The following is a 16,948-nucleotide window of genomic DNA, read 5'->3' on the forward strand; positions in this document are numbered from 1 at the left end:
CCAGCAAATCCTGGTGTATTTGGCGACAAGGATGTCCAGACTGTGGCAAGTTCCTGTCTTTCAAGTGTCCTTTCGGATTCGGCGTTTGACACCCGATTCCGGAAGCGGATACAGAAAAGGCAGGGTTGGGCTCGGCTAGTCGGCATGGTCCGAGATGAACTCGCGTTGTCTGATCTATTTTTTGCCACGAGGCGTTCAGTGTCGAATCGACTTCCTCAGATTTCCCTACGCATGACCATGGTGGTCGCCATCGCCTTGGTGGCCTTGGTGGCTGTGGCCCTGGTGGGTTTTGTATCCCAGCGCCAGGGCCGGGTGGCCGTCAACGACGTGGCCGGACAACTGGCATCGGAGATCGCGGCTCGAATCCACGATCATCTTGTCCATTTTCTGAAGGCGCCCGTTCTGGTCAATGCCGAGAACGCCCAGGCCCTGGTTTGTCCAGGGATGACGGATCCGGAGTCGATCGAGAGGCATTTTCAGAACCAGGTCAGGATGTTCAGCTCGGTCTCCAGTATCTCCTTCGGCAATGATCGAGGCGGCTTGGTCAACAGCGGCCGTGATCCAATCGACGGTTCCAAATATGTCATTGTCACTGAGGGGTTCGCGGCCGGAGCGTTTCGCAAGTTTGCCGCGCACGAGTCCGGAAAACGCGGGGATTTGCTGACGGAGCTCTCCCATTTCGACGCCCGGAACCGGTCCTGGTACGTGAAGGCCGTTGAGGCCGGTGGTCCTGTCTGGAGTGACATCTATGTGCTTTTCACCGGTCAAGACATGACCATTTCTTTGAGCAGGCCGCTCTTCAACGAGAACGGAGCCCTGTTGGGAGTGACGACGGCCGACATCTTCCTCTCCCAGATCGGAGCCTTTCTGGAAGGGCTCGAAATCGGTAAGTCAGGGCTGGCATTCGTTTTTGAGCGATCGGGTCTTTTGGTGGCGACGTCCGAGAGGGAGCGTCCCTTTATTTTGGCCGATGGGGCTGGGGAGCGGCTTGCGGCGACCAATAGCCAGAGTCCGTTCGTCCGGGAGGCGGTCCGGGTTCTTCTCGATCAAAACGACGGTGACCTTTATGGCGTCACGGATGCTCGGATGTTGTTCACGGCCGAAGGGGAGCGTTGTTTTTCGGTAATCAGGCAGGTCAGGGACCAGTACGGCATCGACTGGCTCATCGGGGTGGTCGTTCCTGAATCGGACTTCACGGCCGCCATCGAATCCGGCAATCGTTGGGCTTTTCTGATTATGGCCTCAGCCCTTGTCCTGGCCCTTGCAATCGGGCTAATCATCACCAGGAGGATCTCCGGACCTCTTCTTCTTCTGAACGCCTCGGCCAGGCTCCTTTCCCGGGGGGAAGAGCCTCCAGCCATGCCCGAGGACGGGCCGATCAGGGAGATCGCCGAATTGGGGCATTCCTTCAACCGGATGGCCGCCCGTTTGCGCACAACCATGGACGGGTTGAACCGGGAGGTCGCGGAGCGTCGCCAGGCTGAAGAGTTGATGCGGGAGAGCGAGGAACGCTATCGGAGCCTGTTCGAGAACAATCATGTAGTCATGCTCATCGTCGACCCTGAGACAGGGGATGTGGTCGAGGCCAACCCGGCGGCCGAAGAGTATTACGGATGGTCGAGAGAGACGCTGACGGCCAAAAAGATTTTTGAGATCAACACGGCCGAGCCGGAGACGATCCGGGCCAGGATGGCCGAGGCGGCCCGGATGGGATCTCACAACCGATTCGAATTCCGCCATCGTCTGGCCGACGGGCAAATTCGGGACGTGGAGGTCTTCAGCGGACCCATTGTCAGAGAAGGTCGTCGGGCCCTCTACTCCATCATTCACGACATCTCGGTGAGGCGGCGGGCCGAGAGCGAGCGGGAGGAACTCCAGCAGCAGCTCCATCAATCCCAGAAATTGCAGGCTGTGGGAACATTGGCCGGCGGAGTGGCTCACGATTTCAATAATCTGCTTCAGGCCATCGGCGGGTTCACCCAGGTTTTGCTTCGGCGCAATAGTACCTCTCAGGGCGACCGGGTGATGCTGAAAACCATCGAACGGTCCGTGGACCGGGCGGCCCAACTCGTCCGCAGGCTTTTGCTCTTCAGCCGGAAGGCCGAGGCCCGGAGGGCTCCAATCGACCTGAACAGGGCCGTGCGGGATGCCTCCAAGATCCTGGAGCGAACCATTTCCCGCATGGTCCGGATCGAGTTCCGGCTGGCCGAGAACGCCTGGCCGATCCTGGCCGATCCTGTCCAGCTGGAGCAGGTTCTTCTGAACCTGGGCATCAACTCGGCCGACGCCATGCCCGGAGGGGGGATCATGACCATCGGCACGGAGAACGTCGTGTTCTACGGCGGGTCGTCGTCCGAGTCGGAGGCTGCGGGACTGCGCGGTTCCTATGTCCGATTGACCGTGGCCGACACCGGTGTGGGCATGGATCAGGAGACCATGGACCACATGTATGACCCATTTTTTACCACCAAGGCCTTGGATAAGGGCACCGGCCTTGGTCTGGCCTCGGTCTACGGCATCGTCAAGGGGCATGGCGGAGCCATCACCTGCCAGAGTGGGCCGGGCCGGGGGACGACCTTTGACATCTACCTTCCGGCAGAAAAGGACAAGGAGCCCGAGCCTCAGGACGTTGCCGACGATGTCCCCCAGGCCGGGGGAGGCCCGGAAACAGTGCTGGTGGTGGACGACGAGGAGGACATCCGGGAGGTCTCGACCATGGTTTTGGAAGAGCACGGGTACACGGTCCTGACCGCCGAGAGCGGTGAGCAGGCCCTGGAGGTCTTCGCCTCGAACCGGGAACGCATCGACCTGGTCATGCTCGACCTGGGCATGCCGGGCATGGGCGGGCACCGCTGTCTCCAGTCCCTGCTGGAGATGGATCCCGGAGTCAGGGTCCTCGTTGCCAGCGGCTACTCGGCCACGGGCCTCATACGAGATACCATGGAGGCCGGGGCCGCGGACTATATCACCAAGCCCTACCGCATAGAGGAACTGCTGAGCAAGATCCGTGAGATCCTGGGGGCCGGACCTAGTTGAGAAGCAGAAGCTGCATGGGCGCGGTCACCGAGCCGCCGGGTCCGGGCCAACCGGCCAGACGGGCCATCATCCACCAGAAAGCACGGCCCTTCTGGTTGCAGTTTAAGGCCCTGGAGTGGGCGCAAGAGCATGAGTCGCACAATTCGGAACCGGGATTGGCTGCACACCATTCGTTGGCCCAATTGCCACCGGAGTAATTGCACTCGTCGTTGGCCCCCAGATTCAAAAAATCCTGACCGTCCGGATTGTAGCGTTCGATGTCGGCGAAATCGAAGAGAACCTTGTTGTTGGCTCGGCAGTATGCGCGTATCTGTTCGTTCCGCTGATGCAGATTTCCGGAAGCACCGGAACCGTCGAGATGTCCGGTCATGTAAATGAACCGCATGGACGGAAATTCAGCTTCGAAGCTGCTCATGGTGTCCAGGTAGTTCTGAATATAGGCTTCGCTCCCTCCCGAAACTTGCCCGCACCATGACCACATCGAGAAGCCATACCGGCCGGTGGCGGCCACGCTTCGAGTTCTGTTTTTTCCTGATTCTCCTTCCCAATAGTCATCCGGTTGAATGTACGTTTCCGGTGGATTGCCGTCGTAAATTCGGAGGGCCGGCGGTGCTTCCTCGGGAGGCAGGCCTTCGCTCCCGCTTTCCCGGACGGCCACACTGTAGATGGGGTGGAGGGACTCCAGATTTTGGATGCCCGAGACGATCTGCGATCCGTGTGAGGTGTGGGCGTAGTGGAGGGTCAGTTCCTTGGCTTTTTCCAGCCAGTGGGGAGGAATCTTGGTGATGTCCGTACAGCGGTGATCGACGATGACGGCCCCGGCCCAGGCGGTCGAGGCAAGAGACAGCAGGGCCACTAAACACAGGGCCAGACAGGAACGGACTTTGTTCATGGTCGTATCTCCTCAATGGGTGTGTCAGTCGTTCAAGAGCAGAAAAATGGCCGCCATGGCCCGGTTCTGGTCGCAGATTTCGTCGGCCCCGATGTCCACGGCCTCGCAGGCCCTGGGTTTGCCGTCGAAGTCGAGAAAGGGCGACGGCAGATTCGGAATGTCCCGGGTTCCGGCATCGACCACGCCCGGAACACGGGAGGCCAGATGGAGGTTCCCGGCCAGGGCATCGACGAACCAGGTGGATTGAGCCGTGGTCACGTTGTGGGACAGGGTTCCGCTGCCGCCGTTTCTGGAGACGATGGGACGGTTGGTCAGGTTATTGGCGATGAGCGCGTTCGACGTGGCGGCAAAGCGGTACTCAATGGCCGCGAAATAGTCGTGGGCCAGGTACACGGAGTTGTTGTAGACTTGGGCCCCGGCGCAGGACTCGAGGCCGATGCCCACGTCGCCGGCGCAATGTCCGTCGTGGACGAGCATGTTGTTCCTGACCACGCCCCGCACATGGCCGCTGTCGCCCAGCCCCAGACCGATCCCCCGGTCGCAGTTGAAAATCAGGTTTCCTTCCACCAGGGTGTCCTCGGACCAGGACCAGAAGTGCACGGCGTGCTCGGCCAGGCTGCTCTGGGGGCTGATGATGTGCCGAAAGACGTTATTCCGCACGGTCCAGTTCCGGCAGCGGTGGCCGTCGATGCCGCCGATGTACCATTGGGGCCCGATGCCGGCCGTGTATTCGAGCAGACAGCCTTCCATGAGCCCGCCGTTGCTCCAGTTCCCCCCTGAATTTCCTGAGATCTTGACCAGTTGCTCGTAGCCGTCCTGGATGACGAGGTTCTTGAGAACCGTTCCGTCGCAGTCGCTCTCCCCCCGAATTTGGATGACGTGGTTTCCGGTTCGCCGCAGGGTCATGTCCCGGCAGGTAAAGTCGTCACCCGTGACCTTGAAGATGGATTCAGGAGACTGGCCCATGCCCTGGCCTTGGACGACGACGGCCTCCCGGTCCCCGGATCGTGAGCGGATGGTCACGCCCGGGGCCTCGATGCTGAGATAATAGTCGCCGGGCAAGGTGTAGGTTCCATCCTCGAGGAGGATGGTCGGATCGCCTCCGGCATTGGCGGCGATGATGGCCGCTCGGAGTTGGGCCGGGGACGAGACGATGACGTCGGCCCGGGCCGGGACGGCTAGGAGGAGAATGGCCGAGAGGACTGCGGCCAGAGAAAGCGATGAGCGGAGCATGACAACCCTCCGGAATGTCTTGGTGACCAGACTTCGGATACGCATTCCGCGTCGGGTCGTCCGTGAGATAGTACCGGTCAGGGTTCGGTGTCCAGACTTTCCAGGCTGCGGCCCATGGTCTCGATACGCAGCATCCATGTGGCCAAAGCCCCGAGCAGAGAGGTTCCGACCAGCCCCCAGAGCAGGATTTCGGTGCCGATGTCCTTCAGGAGAACCGGAAAGAGAAAGGCCGTGGCCACGGCCCCGATCTTGGCGGCGGAGGCGGCAAATCCCGCTCCGAGGCCCCGGATCCTGGTCGGAAAGACCTCTCCGGCGACGACATAGGTTGTGGCGTTTGGTCCCATGTTGGTCATGAAATTGAAGAGCATGAACCCGGCGAAGATCAGCGGTAGACGGGCCCCCTCGTTGACGCTGAAGGACAGTGTGGCCAGAAACAGGCCCAGGGCGCAGCCGACAAACCCGGCGATCTGGAGTTTCATCCGGCCGATGCGGTCCACAAGCAGGACGGCGCAGATCATTCCGATGATGAGGGGGATGTCGATGAAGGCCGCGCCCTTGGCGGCCAGCATGTCGTTGTGGATGATCGAGGCCAGATTCCGCCCGGTTTCGGCGGAGCCGATGGCCGCGGCCAGGATGGTCGGGGTGAAGATGCCGATGCCGTAGGTGCCGAGATCCTGGAGGAACCAGGGCAGGGAGGCCAGGAAAGCGGCCCGACGGTGCTGACGGGAAAACAGGGCCGCCAAGCCCGAGGTTCGAGGGCCGTTGTCGGCTTTGATTTTTGGAACGGCGGTCAGGACGACCCGGGTGGGGTATTGAGGACGGCGGGAAAGAATCCGCCGGATGGCCGTCACGGCTTCGTTTACCCGGCCTTGGTCCACGAGCCAATGGGGGCTCTGAGGGATGGTAAATCTGGCACCGGCTACAATAACGGCCGGAAGAACGGCCGTGGCGTACATCCACCTCCAGACATGGATGTCTGCGTCGGCCAGCAGGATGACGTAGCCTACGGCCGTTCCGGCCAGTGCCCCCAGGGCCTGAAAGGCAAAGGCGCTCAGAACCAGGCGGCCCCGATGGGATGTGGAAATGCTCTCGGAAATGATCATATGGGCCGTGGGATAATCGCAGCCAAGGGCAAGCCCCATGGCGAACAGGACGGCCAAGAGCCAGGACAGGTTCGGGGTGAGGCTGAGGAGCAGGAGGCAGACGGCGAAAAGGGCCATCTCGAGAATGAACAGGGGCTTGCGGCCGAAGCGGTCGGCCAGGGCGCCCAGGGCCGAGGCCCCGAACAGAATCCCGGCCAGGGGGGCGGCGCCCACGGATCCCTTTTCCAGTGATGAGAGTCCAAATTCGGCCACGATCAGCGGCAGGGCCACGCCGGTCATGAAGACCACATACCCTTCGAAGAATTTGCCGGCCGAGGCCAGGAGCCAGATGGTCCATTGGGTCCGGGTCAAAGGAGGCGGAGGCCCTTGGGTGCCGTCGGGCCAGATGGGCCCCTCGTCGATGTATTCCTGGACGGTCTGCGGTTCGCTCACACTGTCTCCGTGTCTTGGCCCGGGACTTCAAGTCTTCGGAGGCGGGCATATCGGAAAATCCAGTTGCGGACAACGTTTTTTCGTCGAGGAACAGTCACCAAGGTCGGCCATGCCCCTGGGCGGGAAATCGTTGTGAAGAACAAAACAGGTTGTCATGGTGGTAGATTTGGTCTTATGAAATCAATAGATGTTTCACTTATCCTCGTCGCATGTTCGGAGAGTATGAAAGGAGAAAAATCATGAACCGAATTATTGTCTTTCATGGGATCTTCTTCACCGCGATCTGGGCCCTTGTGGTAGTCTGCTGTGTCACCCTGTGTCCAACTGTGGCACTGAGCGTCGGGGACGCCCCTTCGCCAGTGGCGGAATCCTGGAAAACAGCGGGTGGACATCTCCTACTCTCCCATCGGCACAAGTTCACTCAAACCTGGATATCCGATCACTACAGCCGCTTACGCGGTGAGTATTGGAAGGGCGGCGAGAAGAACTACTACACTCCTGAAGAAGAACGGCAGTACGCTTCCTGGGATGGTGTTGTGAAAGACTCGGTTTCCGTACGTCTTGGTAGTTTTACAGTTCAAGGCCCCGGGCATATCGTGGTTTACCATTTGAAGGACTATCGAAACGTTGGCCCGGCGAAGGTTCGACTTGTCTATTTAAATTCAGGAAGACGCTTGAACACTCAAGTTCGCGAGGCGATCATTCAAAAGGACGGAAGCCGACTGGGCGTCGTTCCGGATGAACCTTTCCATCCACATGCTCCGAGAATTTCAGAAGGGGATTCTGTCAGTTTCGATGTCTGGGCTGATATGGTAGAGTATAACAATGTGATGAACACGGGTGAATTTTCCTTTTATGCTCCTCAGGAAACGGCATGTGAAGTGTGGTTTTTCCCGGAGGGACACGATCCATTCTCGACGTTATGTCGAGAAAAACTTGAAAAAATGTTAGCACAATATCTACGTATCAAAGACATGACCATGGAAAGCATCCGCCAATATCGGAAGAAGATTGAAGTCTTGAACAGACCAGACCTGTTGAATACTGGATATCTCAATGAGTACCAGGGTAATGTATTAGGGAACGATCCTCAGTGGACAGCTGAGGAGTCAAAAATTCTCGATAGTGGATGGTCAGGAGCTGAGTATCTGTACAACAAGGGTAAATGGATTGAGCAGCTAGAGAAGTCCATACGACTCCAGGAAAAGAACCTCGCCAAAATCGAAGCCGACATTGCAGCTGTCAGGGAAAAACTTCGCGATGCAGCCCCATGTAAAGAAGGAGGGAAGTAGCCATGAAGGTGCGCATACTCCTCATGATAGTCACTATTTTGTTGGCTGGCGTTTCAGTTCTGGCGAATCCAGTGTCGCCCTCACTGGAAGAGTACTGTGAAACGTTGCTTGGTCTGAAGAGAGGCGAACTGGAACGCCTTCGGGGCGGAGAGGTGGGTGTCGAGGGCTACGCCCAGTTAGGAATCAATGTCCCAGCCTATCTTTTGGCGGGCGATCCACTGGTGGATCAACTCGTTTCGACGGCAAGCCGAATTGAGGTTCTTAATGAGGAGATTTCCTCCTTGGAAAACGTCTTGAGTCGACTGAAGGAACTTTCCAAATACAAACCCTACGGGGGTCTCACTATTAATTGTATCGCTGACTCTCACGTCTATGCCTATAGCTATTCGGGATGGAACCAGGCCAATTTTGGCAGGTATGGGGCTTTGGGCGCCGGTTGGCATCCAACAGGCGGGGAGAAGAGGGCATACTTGAGATTTGACCTCTCGGGCGTCGATCCGGCTAAGGTCAGCCAAGCCACTCTTCGCCTCTACCATTATCATACCGGCGGTAGCGACGCCCTGACTCTTGGCGTCTATCGGGTAACAAGTCCCTGGACGGAAGGGATAGGGACTTACAGCTTGAAGCCTGCCGCACAGCCCGGTGAGATCGCTTGGGTGAACCAGCCCTCCTTTGACTCGAATCCCATGGTGCAGTTTCATCCAGGGATGGAGATAGGCAAATGGCTTCAGATAGACGTAACTCCACTTGTGGTGGAGTGGCTTTCGGGGACACCGAACTACGGTCTGATGATCAAGGCAATCGGCCCGCTTACTGGCACAACTTCGCACTCTGAATACGGATTTTCCTCACGGGAGGACGTGGAAGGGAGAGTTCCTGTCATGGTCCTAGCGTCTGTCTCAGACCTTCCCGGAGAGTTTGACCAGGCGTGGGCCTTGCTCTGTGCTCCGGACAAGGAGTTTGTCCGTTCATTGTATCACTGTGTCACGCACCGAGAACCCACCGTCCAGGAGGTTGAGGCCCAGGTCGGCTTGTTGCAAAGCGGGACACCGCGCAAAAACATGGTTCAGTATTTTTTTGCGAGTCCCGGGTATGTCAATCAGAATCACGACGGCGTTCGTTTTATTACCGATGCCTGCCAAGCCATTTACGGGAGGCAGCCGAGCGGTGCGGAACTGAATGCATGGCCGAGAACGGATCGCAGTGTCATCCTTGCGGAAATGTTCAACAGTGCGGAACACTTGTCTGCAACGGCAGATTGTGCGGCCCTGTGGCGTAAGGACATGGCATCGGACCATCCGCAGCCGTATTTCGACGACTTTTCTTCCGGTTTCGTGAATTGGGACATCTCAAAAGTCAAGCTCCAACGGATGGACCGTGCGTTGGTATGGCACAGCGGAAACCACATTCCGGTGAGATTTTTGCGTCCTGTGTGGATGGAGGAAATGGTTATCGAGTTTGATGGCTGGTGCGAAAAAAATGGTCTGAACGTCGTTTGGTTGAACAAAAACAACGTCGGCTACATGTCGTTGCTGGGAGGATGGTTCAATACGCGATCTTGTAGCGACGTCGGTTGTTTGGGTGAGCGTCGCGAGCTTGTTAATGGCGCCCATATTCAGCTTGGTCGCTGGCAGCATTACAAGATTGTCCGCAGCGGTGACTGGCTGGACGCCTATGTGGACGGCAAGAGAATACTTCACAGGCATGTTCCCGTTCGATTCGAAGGCAACGGATATCTACACTTCATGTCCTACGGGTCGTTGGTCGGCGTCGCCAACCTAAGGATATGCCGAGCGAATGCGAATGTAGGATCGGCATCAAATCCTATATCACGAAAGGCAAAGGGTTCTGAAGGTGCGTTGGCCCTGGGCCTTTATCCGATCCAGACCCCGTTTGCTGTCGCATCACTCCTCGGACAGGAGTGACGGGATTATGGTAAAACACCTATTCAAACGGCGTGGTGATGACGTCGACGCGTTATTCGCCGAGTAAGTTGCTTCGCAGAACAGTCTATTTGGTTGAAACGGTTGCCACCCCCCGACGGATTTGCCGTTGGGGTTTTTGTAGGGGGATTCGCTCAACAACAGTACGGATCCATTCAGGCCCAGAGGCTGACCAGAATGGTCTGGAGGGCGTTTTGGATTCCGGGCAGGTTCGGGTCATCTATCTTCTGTCCCTGTTCCCGGAGGTAGAAGACGTCGAAGGCTAGGTCGGCCCGGGTGGCGATACGAGCGAAGGCCACGTCCAGGTCCATGGCGTGGATGGCCTGGGACACGGCCGAGAGAAGGCCGGGAATGTCCGGGGCCTGGATTTCCAGGACGGTGTAAAAGTCCGAGAGATCATTGTCGAGACGGACCTTGATGTCTTGGAATCGTCCCATTTTCCTGCTGCCCCTGGTTGAAATGGGTTCAGGGAGTGCCTGGTCTTGGAACTCCATGAGGCTGACCAGGATACTCTCTACCCGACCGAATAACAGGTCCGGATAGAGGGCGTCCTGGGGTTCGGTGATCCAGAAGACGTCCACGACCAGACCGTTGTCCCATCCGGCCAGGTCGGCCGAGAGGACCGAAAGCCGGCATTCGGCCAGGGCGTGGGCCACCCGGGCAAAGAGGCCGGGAATGTCCTCGGCGACCAGCGTCAGTCGCCAGCATCGGCCTTCCGCTTCATGGATCCAACTGGCGACAAAGGGGGGATGGCCTACAGGCAGTTGCTCGAATTCCTGGACCAATAGAAGATGGTCCAGAATTTCTCCCGGGGTGAACGAAAGCAGAGAGCGGGCCGGGATGAGGAACAGATAGCGTTCCAGGTGATCCTTGGAAAAGACCGTGCGTCCCAGGGACCGCAGGGTGTCTCGGGCCGTTGCCAGGCGGTGCATGACGTGGTCCCCGGCCAGAAGGCCCTTGGCCAGGATCTTTCTGGTCTTGAGCCAGAGTTCGCTGATGAGCCCGGCGATCCACGGATTCCAGGCCCGGGGGCCGGTGGCCCTGGAGTCGGCCCAGGTCAGCAGGACCAGGAGATCGAGGCGTCGTGTGGACCCGACCCGGTGGGCCAGGGAGACGCAGACCTCCTCCTCGCTCAGGTCCCGACGGGTGGCGGTGTGGACGAGGAGCAGGTGCTCCCGGACGAGGAAGCCGACCTCGGCGATACGTTCAGGAACTAGGCCCAGACCGTCGAGGATGGCCGAAGCCAAGTCGGCTCCCTTGAAGGCGTGGTCGCCGTTTCCCTTGCCCAGGTCGTGGAGCAGGGCGGCCCAGCGCAGGGAGGGATCGGTCGATTCGACGGACAGTCCGGCTCCGGCGAAGGGTGCCCGAGCCTCGTCCAAGGTCAGCCAGTGAATGGTCTCGATGAGGTGGGGCCCCACGGGAAGCAGGTGGTACTCGTCGAACTGGACCATGTCCCGGATGGCCGAAAATTCAGGGATGACGGCCTCCAACAGGCCGGTTTCGAGCATTCTGGTCAGACCCAGCGCGGCCTGGGGAGAGCAAAGCAGGCGTTCCAGATCCGGCAGCAGATTTTTCCGCCAGGACCCACCGGGGGTCAGGACGGCGCAGAGATTCCGGATGGCCCGGCGGGTGTCCCAGTCCAAGGTGGCTCCGAAACAGAGGCTCCTGGAGATGAGATCCATGGCCTCGGCAGGATCGGCCGGAGGAAGCCTTGTGGTTGCCCGATCGTTTCCGGGTTCTTCCAGGGCCAGATCGCAGAAGAGCCGGATGTCGCTCATGGTCCGGTGGAGCCGGGCCAGGAATGACTCGACATCGGCCCCGAAGCCCATGGCCGTGGCCACGGCCGACTGTATCTCCAGGTGGAGGATGTCGTCTTTGCGGCCGGCCATTCGGTGGAGACGGCAGCGGACCCGGGACAAGAACCGGGCGTGGTCGACCAGAAGGGTTGACTCGTCCGGGTTCAAGAGGGTGGCTCCGTCATTCAGAAAGGTCAGCCAGGAAATGGTCTGGAGATCGCGAAGGCCTCCGGGGCCATTCTTGAGGTCCGGGGAAAGCAGGTTGTCGGAGAGCCCCTCGCGGCCCCGGCGTCGGGTCGAACGTTCGGCCAGCCAGCGGACGACGTCTTTGACTAGGGGGGCGAGAATCCGGCGGAAACGGCCGGAAAAGGCCTCGAAGTCCGGTTTGGATCCAGCCAGAAGGCGCATTTCCAAAAGGGAGCAGAGGACCTCGAAGTCCCGGGCGGCCAGGTCGAGGGTTTCGGCTTCGGTTCGGACACCGTGGCCCAGGTCGAAGCCGGCGTCCCAGAGGGGCAGGAAGATAGTCGAGGCCAGATCGTCGCGGGCCTGGTCGGACAATACCTTGGGAACCAGGAGCAGGAGATCGACGTCGGAGTGGGGGAAGAGCTCCCCCCGGCCGTAGCCACCCACGGCCAGGAGCAGGATTCCCGGATGGGTTTGGCCCTTCAGGGACCCGGTCAGGAAGGCATCCAGTTCGCGGCTCATGTCCGCAGGGGCGCGGTCGCTGTCCGGGTCCCGAAAGGCGGTGAGGGAGCGGGCGATGTGTCGGTGGTCCATGTCCACTCCCCGGTTTTTGAATGCTACAGGGCCGAGGATCCGTCCTCGCCGGTTCTGATGCGCACGGCGTTGTCCACAGTGGAAACGAAGATCTTGCCGTCACCGATCTTGCCGGTCTTGGCCGAGGCCACAACGGCCTCCACGGTCCGGTCCAGGAGGGCGTCCTCGATGACGACCTCGATCTTGATCTTGGAGACGAAATCGACCTGATACTCGGCTCCGCGGTAGACTTCCTTGTGCCCACGCTGGCGGCCGAAGCCCCGGACCTCGGTGACGGTCATGCCGTGGATGCCCAGGGTCATGACGGCTTCCTTGATCTCGTCCAGCTTGTAGGGACGGGTGATGATTTCCAGCTTTTTCATGATCTCTCCTTGTCGTCTCGAAGTCTTGTCATTGCCCCGGTCAGGGCTGATAGCCGGTTTCGCTGTGCTGACTGAGGTCCAGACCGGCCTCTTCCTGGTCTTCGCCGACCCGCAGGCCCATGACGGCCTTGATAACCACGAGAATGATCCAGGTCACGACAAAGGCGAATACGCAGGTGGCCACGACGGACACGAATTGGATCCAGAGCTGGCCGGAGTTGCCGTAGAACAGGCCGTCGGCCCCGGCCGGGTTCACGGCCGTGGTGGCGAAGAGCCCCGTGGCCAGGGCACCCCAGATGCCGCCTATCCCATGGATGCCGATGACGTCCAGACTGTCGTCATAGCCGAACTTCGGCTTGAGGGTCACGGCGGCGTAGCAGGCCATCCCGGCCACAAGGCCGATGATGACCGCGGGGCCAACGGAGACAAACCCAGCGGCCGGGGTGATGGCCACCAGCCCGGCCACGGCGCCGCTGGCCGCGCCCAGGGTGGTGGGCTTGCCGTGCAGCCACCATTCGCCCAGGGTCCAGGAGATCATGGCCGCGCTGGCCGCCATGTGGGTGGTGACGAAGGCACTGGCGGCCAGCGCGTCGGCGGCCAGGGCGCTGCCGGCGTTGAACCCGAACCAGCCGAACCAGAGGATGGCCGCTCCGGTGATGGTCATGGGCAGGTTGTGAGGGATGATGGACCGTTTTCCGTATCCCCGGCGACGACCGATGACCAGGACTGCGGCCAGGGCCGCGCTGGCCGAGCTCATGTGGACCACGGCCCCGCCTGCGAAGTCCAGGGCGCCCATGGCCCCCATCCAGCCGCCGCCCCAGACCCAATGACATAGGGGAGCGTAGACCAGGGTGGACCAGAGGATGATGAAGACGATGAATGAACTGAATTTCATCCGTTCGGCAAAGGCGCCGGTGATGAGGGCCGGAGTGATGATGGCGAACATGCATTGGAAGATCATGAAGGCCATGTGAGGCATGTTCGTGGCGATGCTTTCGTGGGGCTCCATGCCCACGCCGGCTAGGCCGAGAAACTCGAATCCCCCGATGAGCCCTCCGATGTCCGGGCCGAAGGACAGGCTGTAGCCCCAGAGCATCCAGACCAGCGAGATGACCCCGATGGCGAAGAAGCTCTGCATGATGGTTCCGAGGACGTTCTTGGAGCGAGCCATGCCGCCGTAGAACAGGGCCAGTCCGGGGGTCATGAACATGACCAGGGCGGACGAAACGAGAATGAAAATCGTGTCGGTTGGGTTCACTGGACACCTCCTTTAAGGATTTACCGAAAAGCAAAGGCGGTGCCGAAAAAAATAGTTGTTGAATTTCGATAAGTTATATCTAACTGGCCAGTTCTTGAGGCCAGAGGTGGATCGAAAGAGAGCGGAATCGGGGAATAATTGTTTGTTTTTGTCAAAAACAGTCAATAATCGCTAAGTGAAATTTTCGATTTTGACAAAAGTGATGATCAACAGCAGGACGTGGATCGGGTCCAAGGCAGCCATTGACGGATGATCAGGGCCGCGCAGCCCGTGCCAGGGGTGACGGTCACGGCCCGGGTCGGGCAATTCAAAGCGCAGGCCCCGCATTCCATGCAGGCGTTGCGGTCGAGGATTTCGGCCTTGGCCTCGGCCTTCCGGAAGACCCCTCTCGGGCAGACTTGGGTGCACAGGCCGCAGCCAACACAGAGAGAGGGATCGAAGTCCAGGGTGACGACATTGTCCAGATGGCGAAAGGTGTTCATTGCATGCTCCAGCCGATCAGACCCCAGGCCGCGAGGGCCAGGGCAATAAGTCCTCCGGCTCCGATGAAGGGTATTGCCCGGCGCATTTCCCGCTCCACACCGGAAGGGGAGGTGAAGGTGGTGGACCCGGTGAAGCTGAGGGCCTGCCAGGACCCCAGGGCCGTGGCCCACAGCCCGAGGCCAAGTCGATACTGGATAGGAAGTCCGGGAATCGGACTCTGGAGGACGATCCAGACCAGGGCGGACAGAAGGGCCCCGTTCACGGAGAAATGGCGAAGGGGCATGAAAGGCAGGAGTAGGGGGACGAGCACGGTCCCGCCCACGATTCCGGCAAGACTAGCGGTCAGAACAGGATTCAACCGAGACCACCAGAGCCCGAAGGGACCGGGGAGAATGGCGGCCAGAAGGAGCAGGGCCAGGAGCAGAAGGGCCAGGAATTTCCAGAGGAGAACCAGTTCCACCGGAATGAGCACGGCCCGTTCGCGAAGGCCGAAACTGGTCGCGCGCATGGCGGGAAAGGCCCGCATCCCGCCGTCCAGAAAGGACGGGAGGTCCTCGGCCCGGACCGGTCCGAACACGGCATCGAATCCCGTGGCCCGTCTGATGTCGGCGGCCCGGACCCCGTTGGCCGAGAGTTGGGGAAGGATGAGCATGCGGTTGGATACAACCCGATCCAGGCTCGAGGAGCGAATGATCTCGGAGACGGTCCCGGAACTGAACAGGCCCTTGCCTCCGGCGCACCAGACGTTGATGCCCCTGGTATCGGTGACGAGAATCCATGCGTTCCGCCCTTGGAGGGAGAAACGGAGGGTATCGAAGGAGAGCTTGTAATTGGCCGTCACCAGGACCGGGGATTCGGGGTGGGGATTGCCGACGGCGTAGAGACCGGGGGGCACTGCGTAGAGATCACGTGACAGTCCGAGGCGGACCCGACAGGTGCCCACACGGTCGGTCCACGTCGGCCGGGTACGGACCACGGGCACCCGTCCGGCCGGGGTGTCGACAAAGGAGGCCACAAAGGGCTCGATTCGGTATCCGGGCCTCTCGTCGGCTCCCGCCCGGGGGGCCGGTTTTGGGCCTCAGCAGGGCTGTCGGGCCGAAGCATCGCAGCTTTGTCCCACGGTCAAGGGTTGAAGAGTCATGATTCGTTCCTTGGTTTGATGCTTCCGTGCCGCAACGGCCGAAACGGCGTCCCGGGGTTTCGGCTATGATCCGGAAGGAAGACGGTGGGAGCCATGGGCGGTCTCGTCCAATATCTGGGCGGCCATTTCCGCTGTCCGGCCGGTGAAGACCAGGCATTTTTCTCCCAACTTGTTGGCGCGGAAAAAGGCCTGCCCCTCTACAGTTCCAAGGTCGCAGCCAAGCAAGACCCGGCAGTCCCGGGATCCGAACTCGGACTCGAATGCCCTGACCAACCCTTGGGTCGCTGCGTACATTGAGTTCACGTCCCGTGCATGCCCAGTCCGTCCCAGGGACAGACCCAGACCCATGATTCCTCCGGTCAGGGCTCCGCACGGCCCGCAGGTCCGGCTCAGCCCCGAACAGAAACCCGTGGCCACCTTGGGGATCAGGTCGGACTTGATGTTCAGGGACTCGGCAAGGGCCAGGAGGACACTTTCGGCGCAATACAGGCCGGAGGTGAACAATTCTTCCGCCCTCCGGCGTATATCATGTGGGGGAGCAGGTGTCATATCATATCTCCTCGTGTCGTTTGTTGCCGCAGCCATGCAAACAGTGTTCATGAAATGTCTTCCAGCAAGGTTTCGAGCAGGGCCTTCAGGCGTTTCAGCCTGTTTTTGTCGACGCAATAGCAGATCCTGGGCCCTTCGATTTCTCCACGGATGAGCCCTGCCGTGCGCAACTGCTTGAGATGCTGGCTGGTCGTGGACTGGGCCAGGGGGATGACCTCGACGATCCTCCCGCAGACACAGGAATCCGTTTCCAGAAGGTGTTCGAGGATGGCCACCCGGGCGGGGTGGGCCAGGGCCTTGGTCAGGGCGGCCAGTTCGGTCTGTTCGGGAGGTGTCAGCTTCATCGTTGATCGTCGAAATACGATGAATAGCGAAAGGACGTCAAGGCCGAAGTATGGGTTTTGAAAAGGGCGGGATGGAACGGGCCGTGATCGGCCTAGGGCTGGCGGGCCCAGAAGTCGTGAGCGATGGCCCTGAAGCTCTCGGAATCCCGAAGGCGGGCCAGGGTGTCCCAGATTTTGAATGCCAGATCCGGATGGTTTTCGACCAGGAAAAAGGACAGCATGAGGTAGTAGGGCTTTTCGGAGATTGGGATCGGGGCCTTTTTCAGGCTGTTTCGGAATCTCGAGTCCGAGGTTAGGACGTGGTCGG

The 16,948-nt window shown here is 59.9% G+C and carries 13 protein-coding genes; 3 read left to right on the forward strand and 10 right to left on the reverse strand.

Translation table 11 applies throughout. The annotated features are described in order from the left end of the window. Positions 1 to 144: 144 nt before the first annotated feature. Positions 145 to 3,036 (forward strand): response regulator, encoded by a 2,892-nt coding sequence (locus tag EOM25_02075; protein ID NCC23979.1) that lies wholly within the window; start codon positions 145 to 147, stop codon positions 3,034 to 3,036. On the opposite strand, the gene EOM25_02080 is transcribed toward EOM25_02075, so the two are convergent. From EOM25_02080 to EOM25_02090, 3 genes are all read right to left on the reverse strand, one after another. Further along, positions 3,029 to 3,928, reverse strand: coding sequence for a hypothetical protein (locus EOM25_02080; protein NCC23980.1), 900 nt, complete (start codon positions 3,926 to 3,928; stop codon positions 3,029 to 3,031). The two genes, EOM25_02075 and EOM25_02080, sit on opposite strands and share 8 nt — an antisense overlap. 24 nt (positions 3,929 to 3,952) lie before the next feature. After that, positions 3,953 to 5,161: a right-handed parallel beta-helix repeat-containing protein gene (locus tag EOM25_02085; protein NCC23981.1), complete on the reverse strand. Its 1,209-nt coding sequence runs from the start codon at positions 5,159 to 5,161 to the stop codon at positions 3,953 to 3,955. A gap of 77 nt (positions 5,162 to 5,238) precedes the next feature. Continuing rightward, complete coding sequence (locus EOM25_02090) at positions 5,239 to 6,615, reverse strand: MFS transporter (GenBank protein NCC23982.1); 1,377 nt, start codon at positions 6,613 to 6,615, stop codon at positions 5,239 to 5,241. Positions 6,616 to 6,935: 320 nt separating this feature from the next. Between EOM25_02090 and EOM25_02095 the strand changes: the two genes are divergently transcribed. Both EOM25_02095 and EOM25_02100 read left to right on the forward strand, forming a co-directional pair. Then, positions 6,936 to 7,988, forward strand: a complete 1,053-nt coding sequence (locus tag EOM25_02095) for a hypothetical protein (protein NCC23983.1) — start codon at positions 6,936 to 6,938, stop codon at positions 7,986 to 7,988. Positions 7,989 to 7,990: 2 nt separating this feature from the next. Then, entirely contained in the window at positions 7,991 to 9,913 is a 1,923-nt protein-coding gene (locus EOM25_02100; GenBank protein ID NCC23984.1) for a DNRLRE domain-containing protein, read from the forward strand. A gap of 173 nt (positions 9,914 to 10,086) precedes the next feature. Here EOM25_02100 and EOM25_02105 read toward each other — a convergent pair whose 3' ends face one another. The 7 genes from EOM25_02105 to EOM25_02135 all read right to left on the reverse strand — a co-directional run bounded on the left by EOM25_02105 (position 10,087) and on the right by EOM25_02135 (position 16,641). Then, complete coding sequence (locus EOM25_02105) at positions 10,087 to 12,504, reverse strand: HD domain-containing protein (protein ID NCC23985.1); 2,418 nt, start codon at positions 12,502 to 12,504, stop codon at positions 10,087 to 10,089. 23 nt (positions 12,505 to 12,527) lie between these two features. Beyond that, positions 12,528 to 12,866 carry a P-II family nitrogen regulator gene (locus EOM25_02110; GenBank protein NCC23986.1) on the reverse strand — a complete coding sequence of 113 codons (339 nt, stop codon included), beginning with the start codon at positions 12,864 to 12,866 and terminating at the stop codon, positions 12,528 to 12,530. A gap of 40 nt (positions 12,867 to 12,906) precedes the next feature. Further along, entirely contained in the window at positions 12,907 to 14,124 is a 1,218-nt protein-coding gene (locus tag EOM25_02115) for an ammonium transporter (GenBank protein NCC23987.1), read from the reverse strand. 206 nt (positions 14,125 to 14,330) lie between these two features. Beyond that, the gene (locus EOM25_02120; protein ID NCC23988.1) at positions 14,331 to 14,606 is read right to left on the reverse strand and encodes a 4Fe-4S dicluster domain-containing protein; all 276 of its coding nucleotides are present in this window, start codon (positions 14,604 to 14,606) and stop codon (positions 14,331 to 14,333) included. Then, a complete protein-coding gene (locus tag EOM25_02125) occupies positions 14,603 to 15,622 on the reverse strand; it encodes a hypothetical protein (GenBank protein NCC23989.1) in 1,020 nt (339 codons plus the stop codon). The genes EOM25_02120 and EOM25_02125 overlap by 4 nt, the downstream gene beginning before the upstream one ends. Before the next feature lie 189 nt (positions 15,623 to 15,811). Beyond that, a complete protein-coding gene (locus tag EOM25_02130; protein NCC23990.1) occupies positions 15,812 to 16,297 on the reverse strand; it encodes a C_GCAxxG_C_C family protein in 486 nt (161 codons plus the stop codon). A gap of 47 nt (positions 16,298 to 16,344) precedes the next feature. Continuing rightward, on the reverse strand, positions 16,345 to 16,641 hold the full coding sequence (locus EOM25_02135) for an ArsR family transcriptional regulator (protein ID NCC23991.1): 297 nt from the start codon (positions 16,639 to 16,641) through the stop codon (positions 16,345 to 16,347). Positions 16,642 to 16,948 lie beyond the last annotated feature (307 nt).

The organism is Deltaproteobacteria bacterium (assembly GCA_009929795.1).
Classification (GTDB): Bacteria; Desulfobacterota; Desulfovibrionia; order Desulfovibrionales; family Desulfomicrobiaceae; genus RZZR01.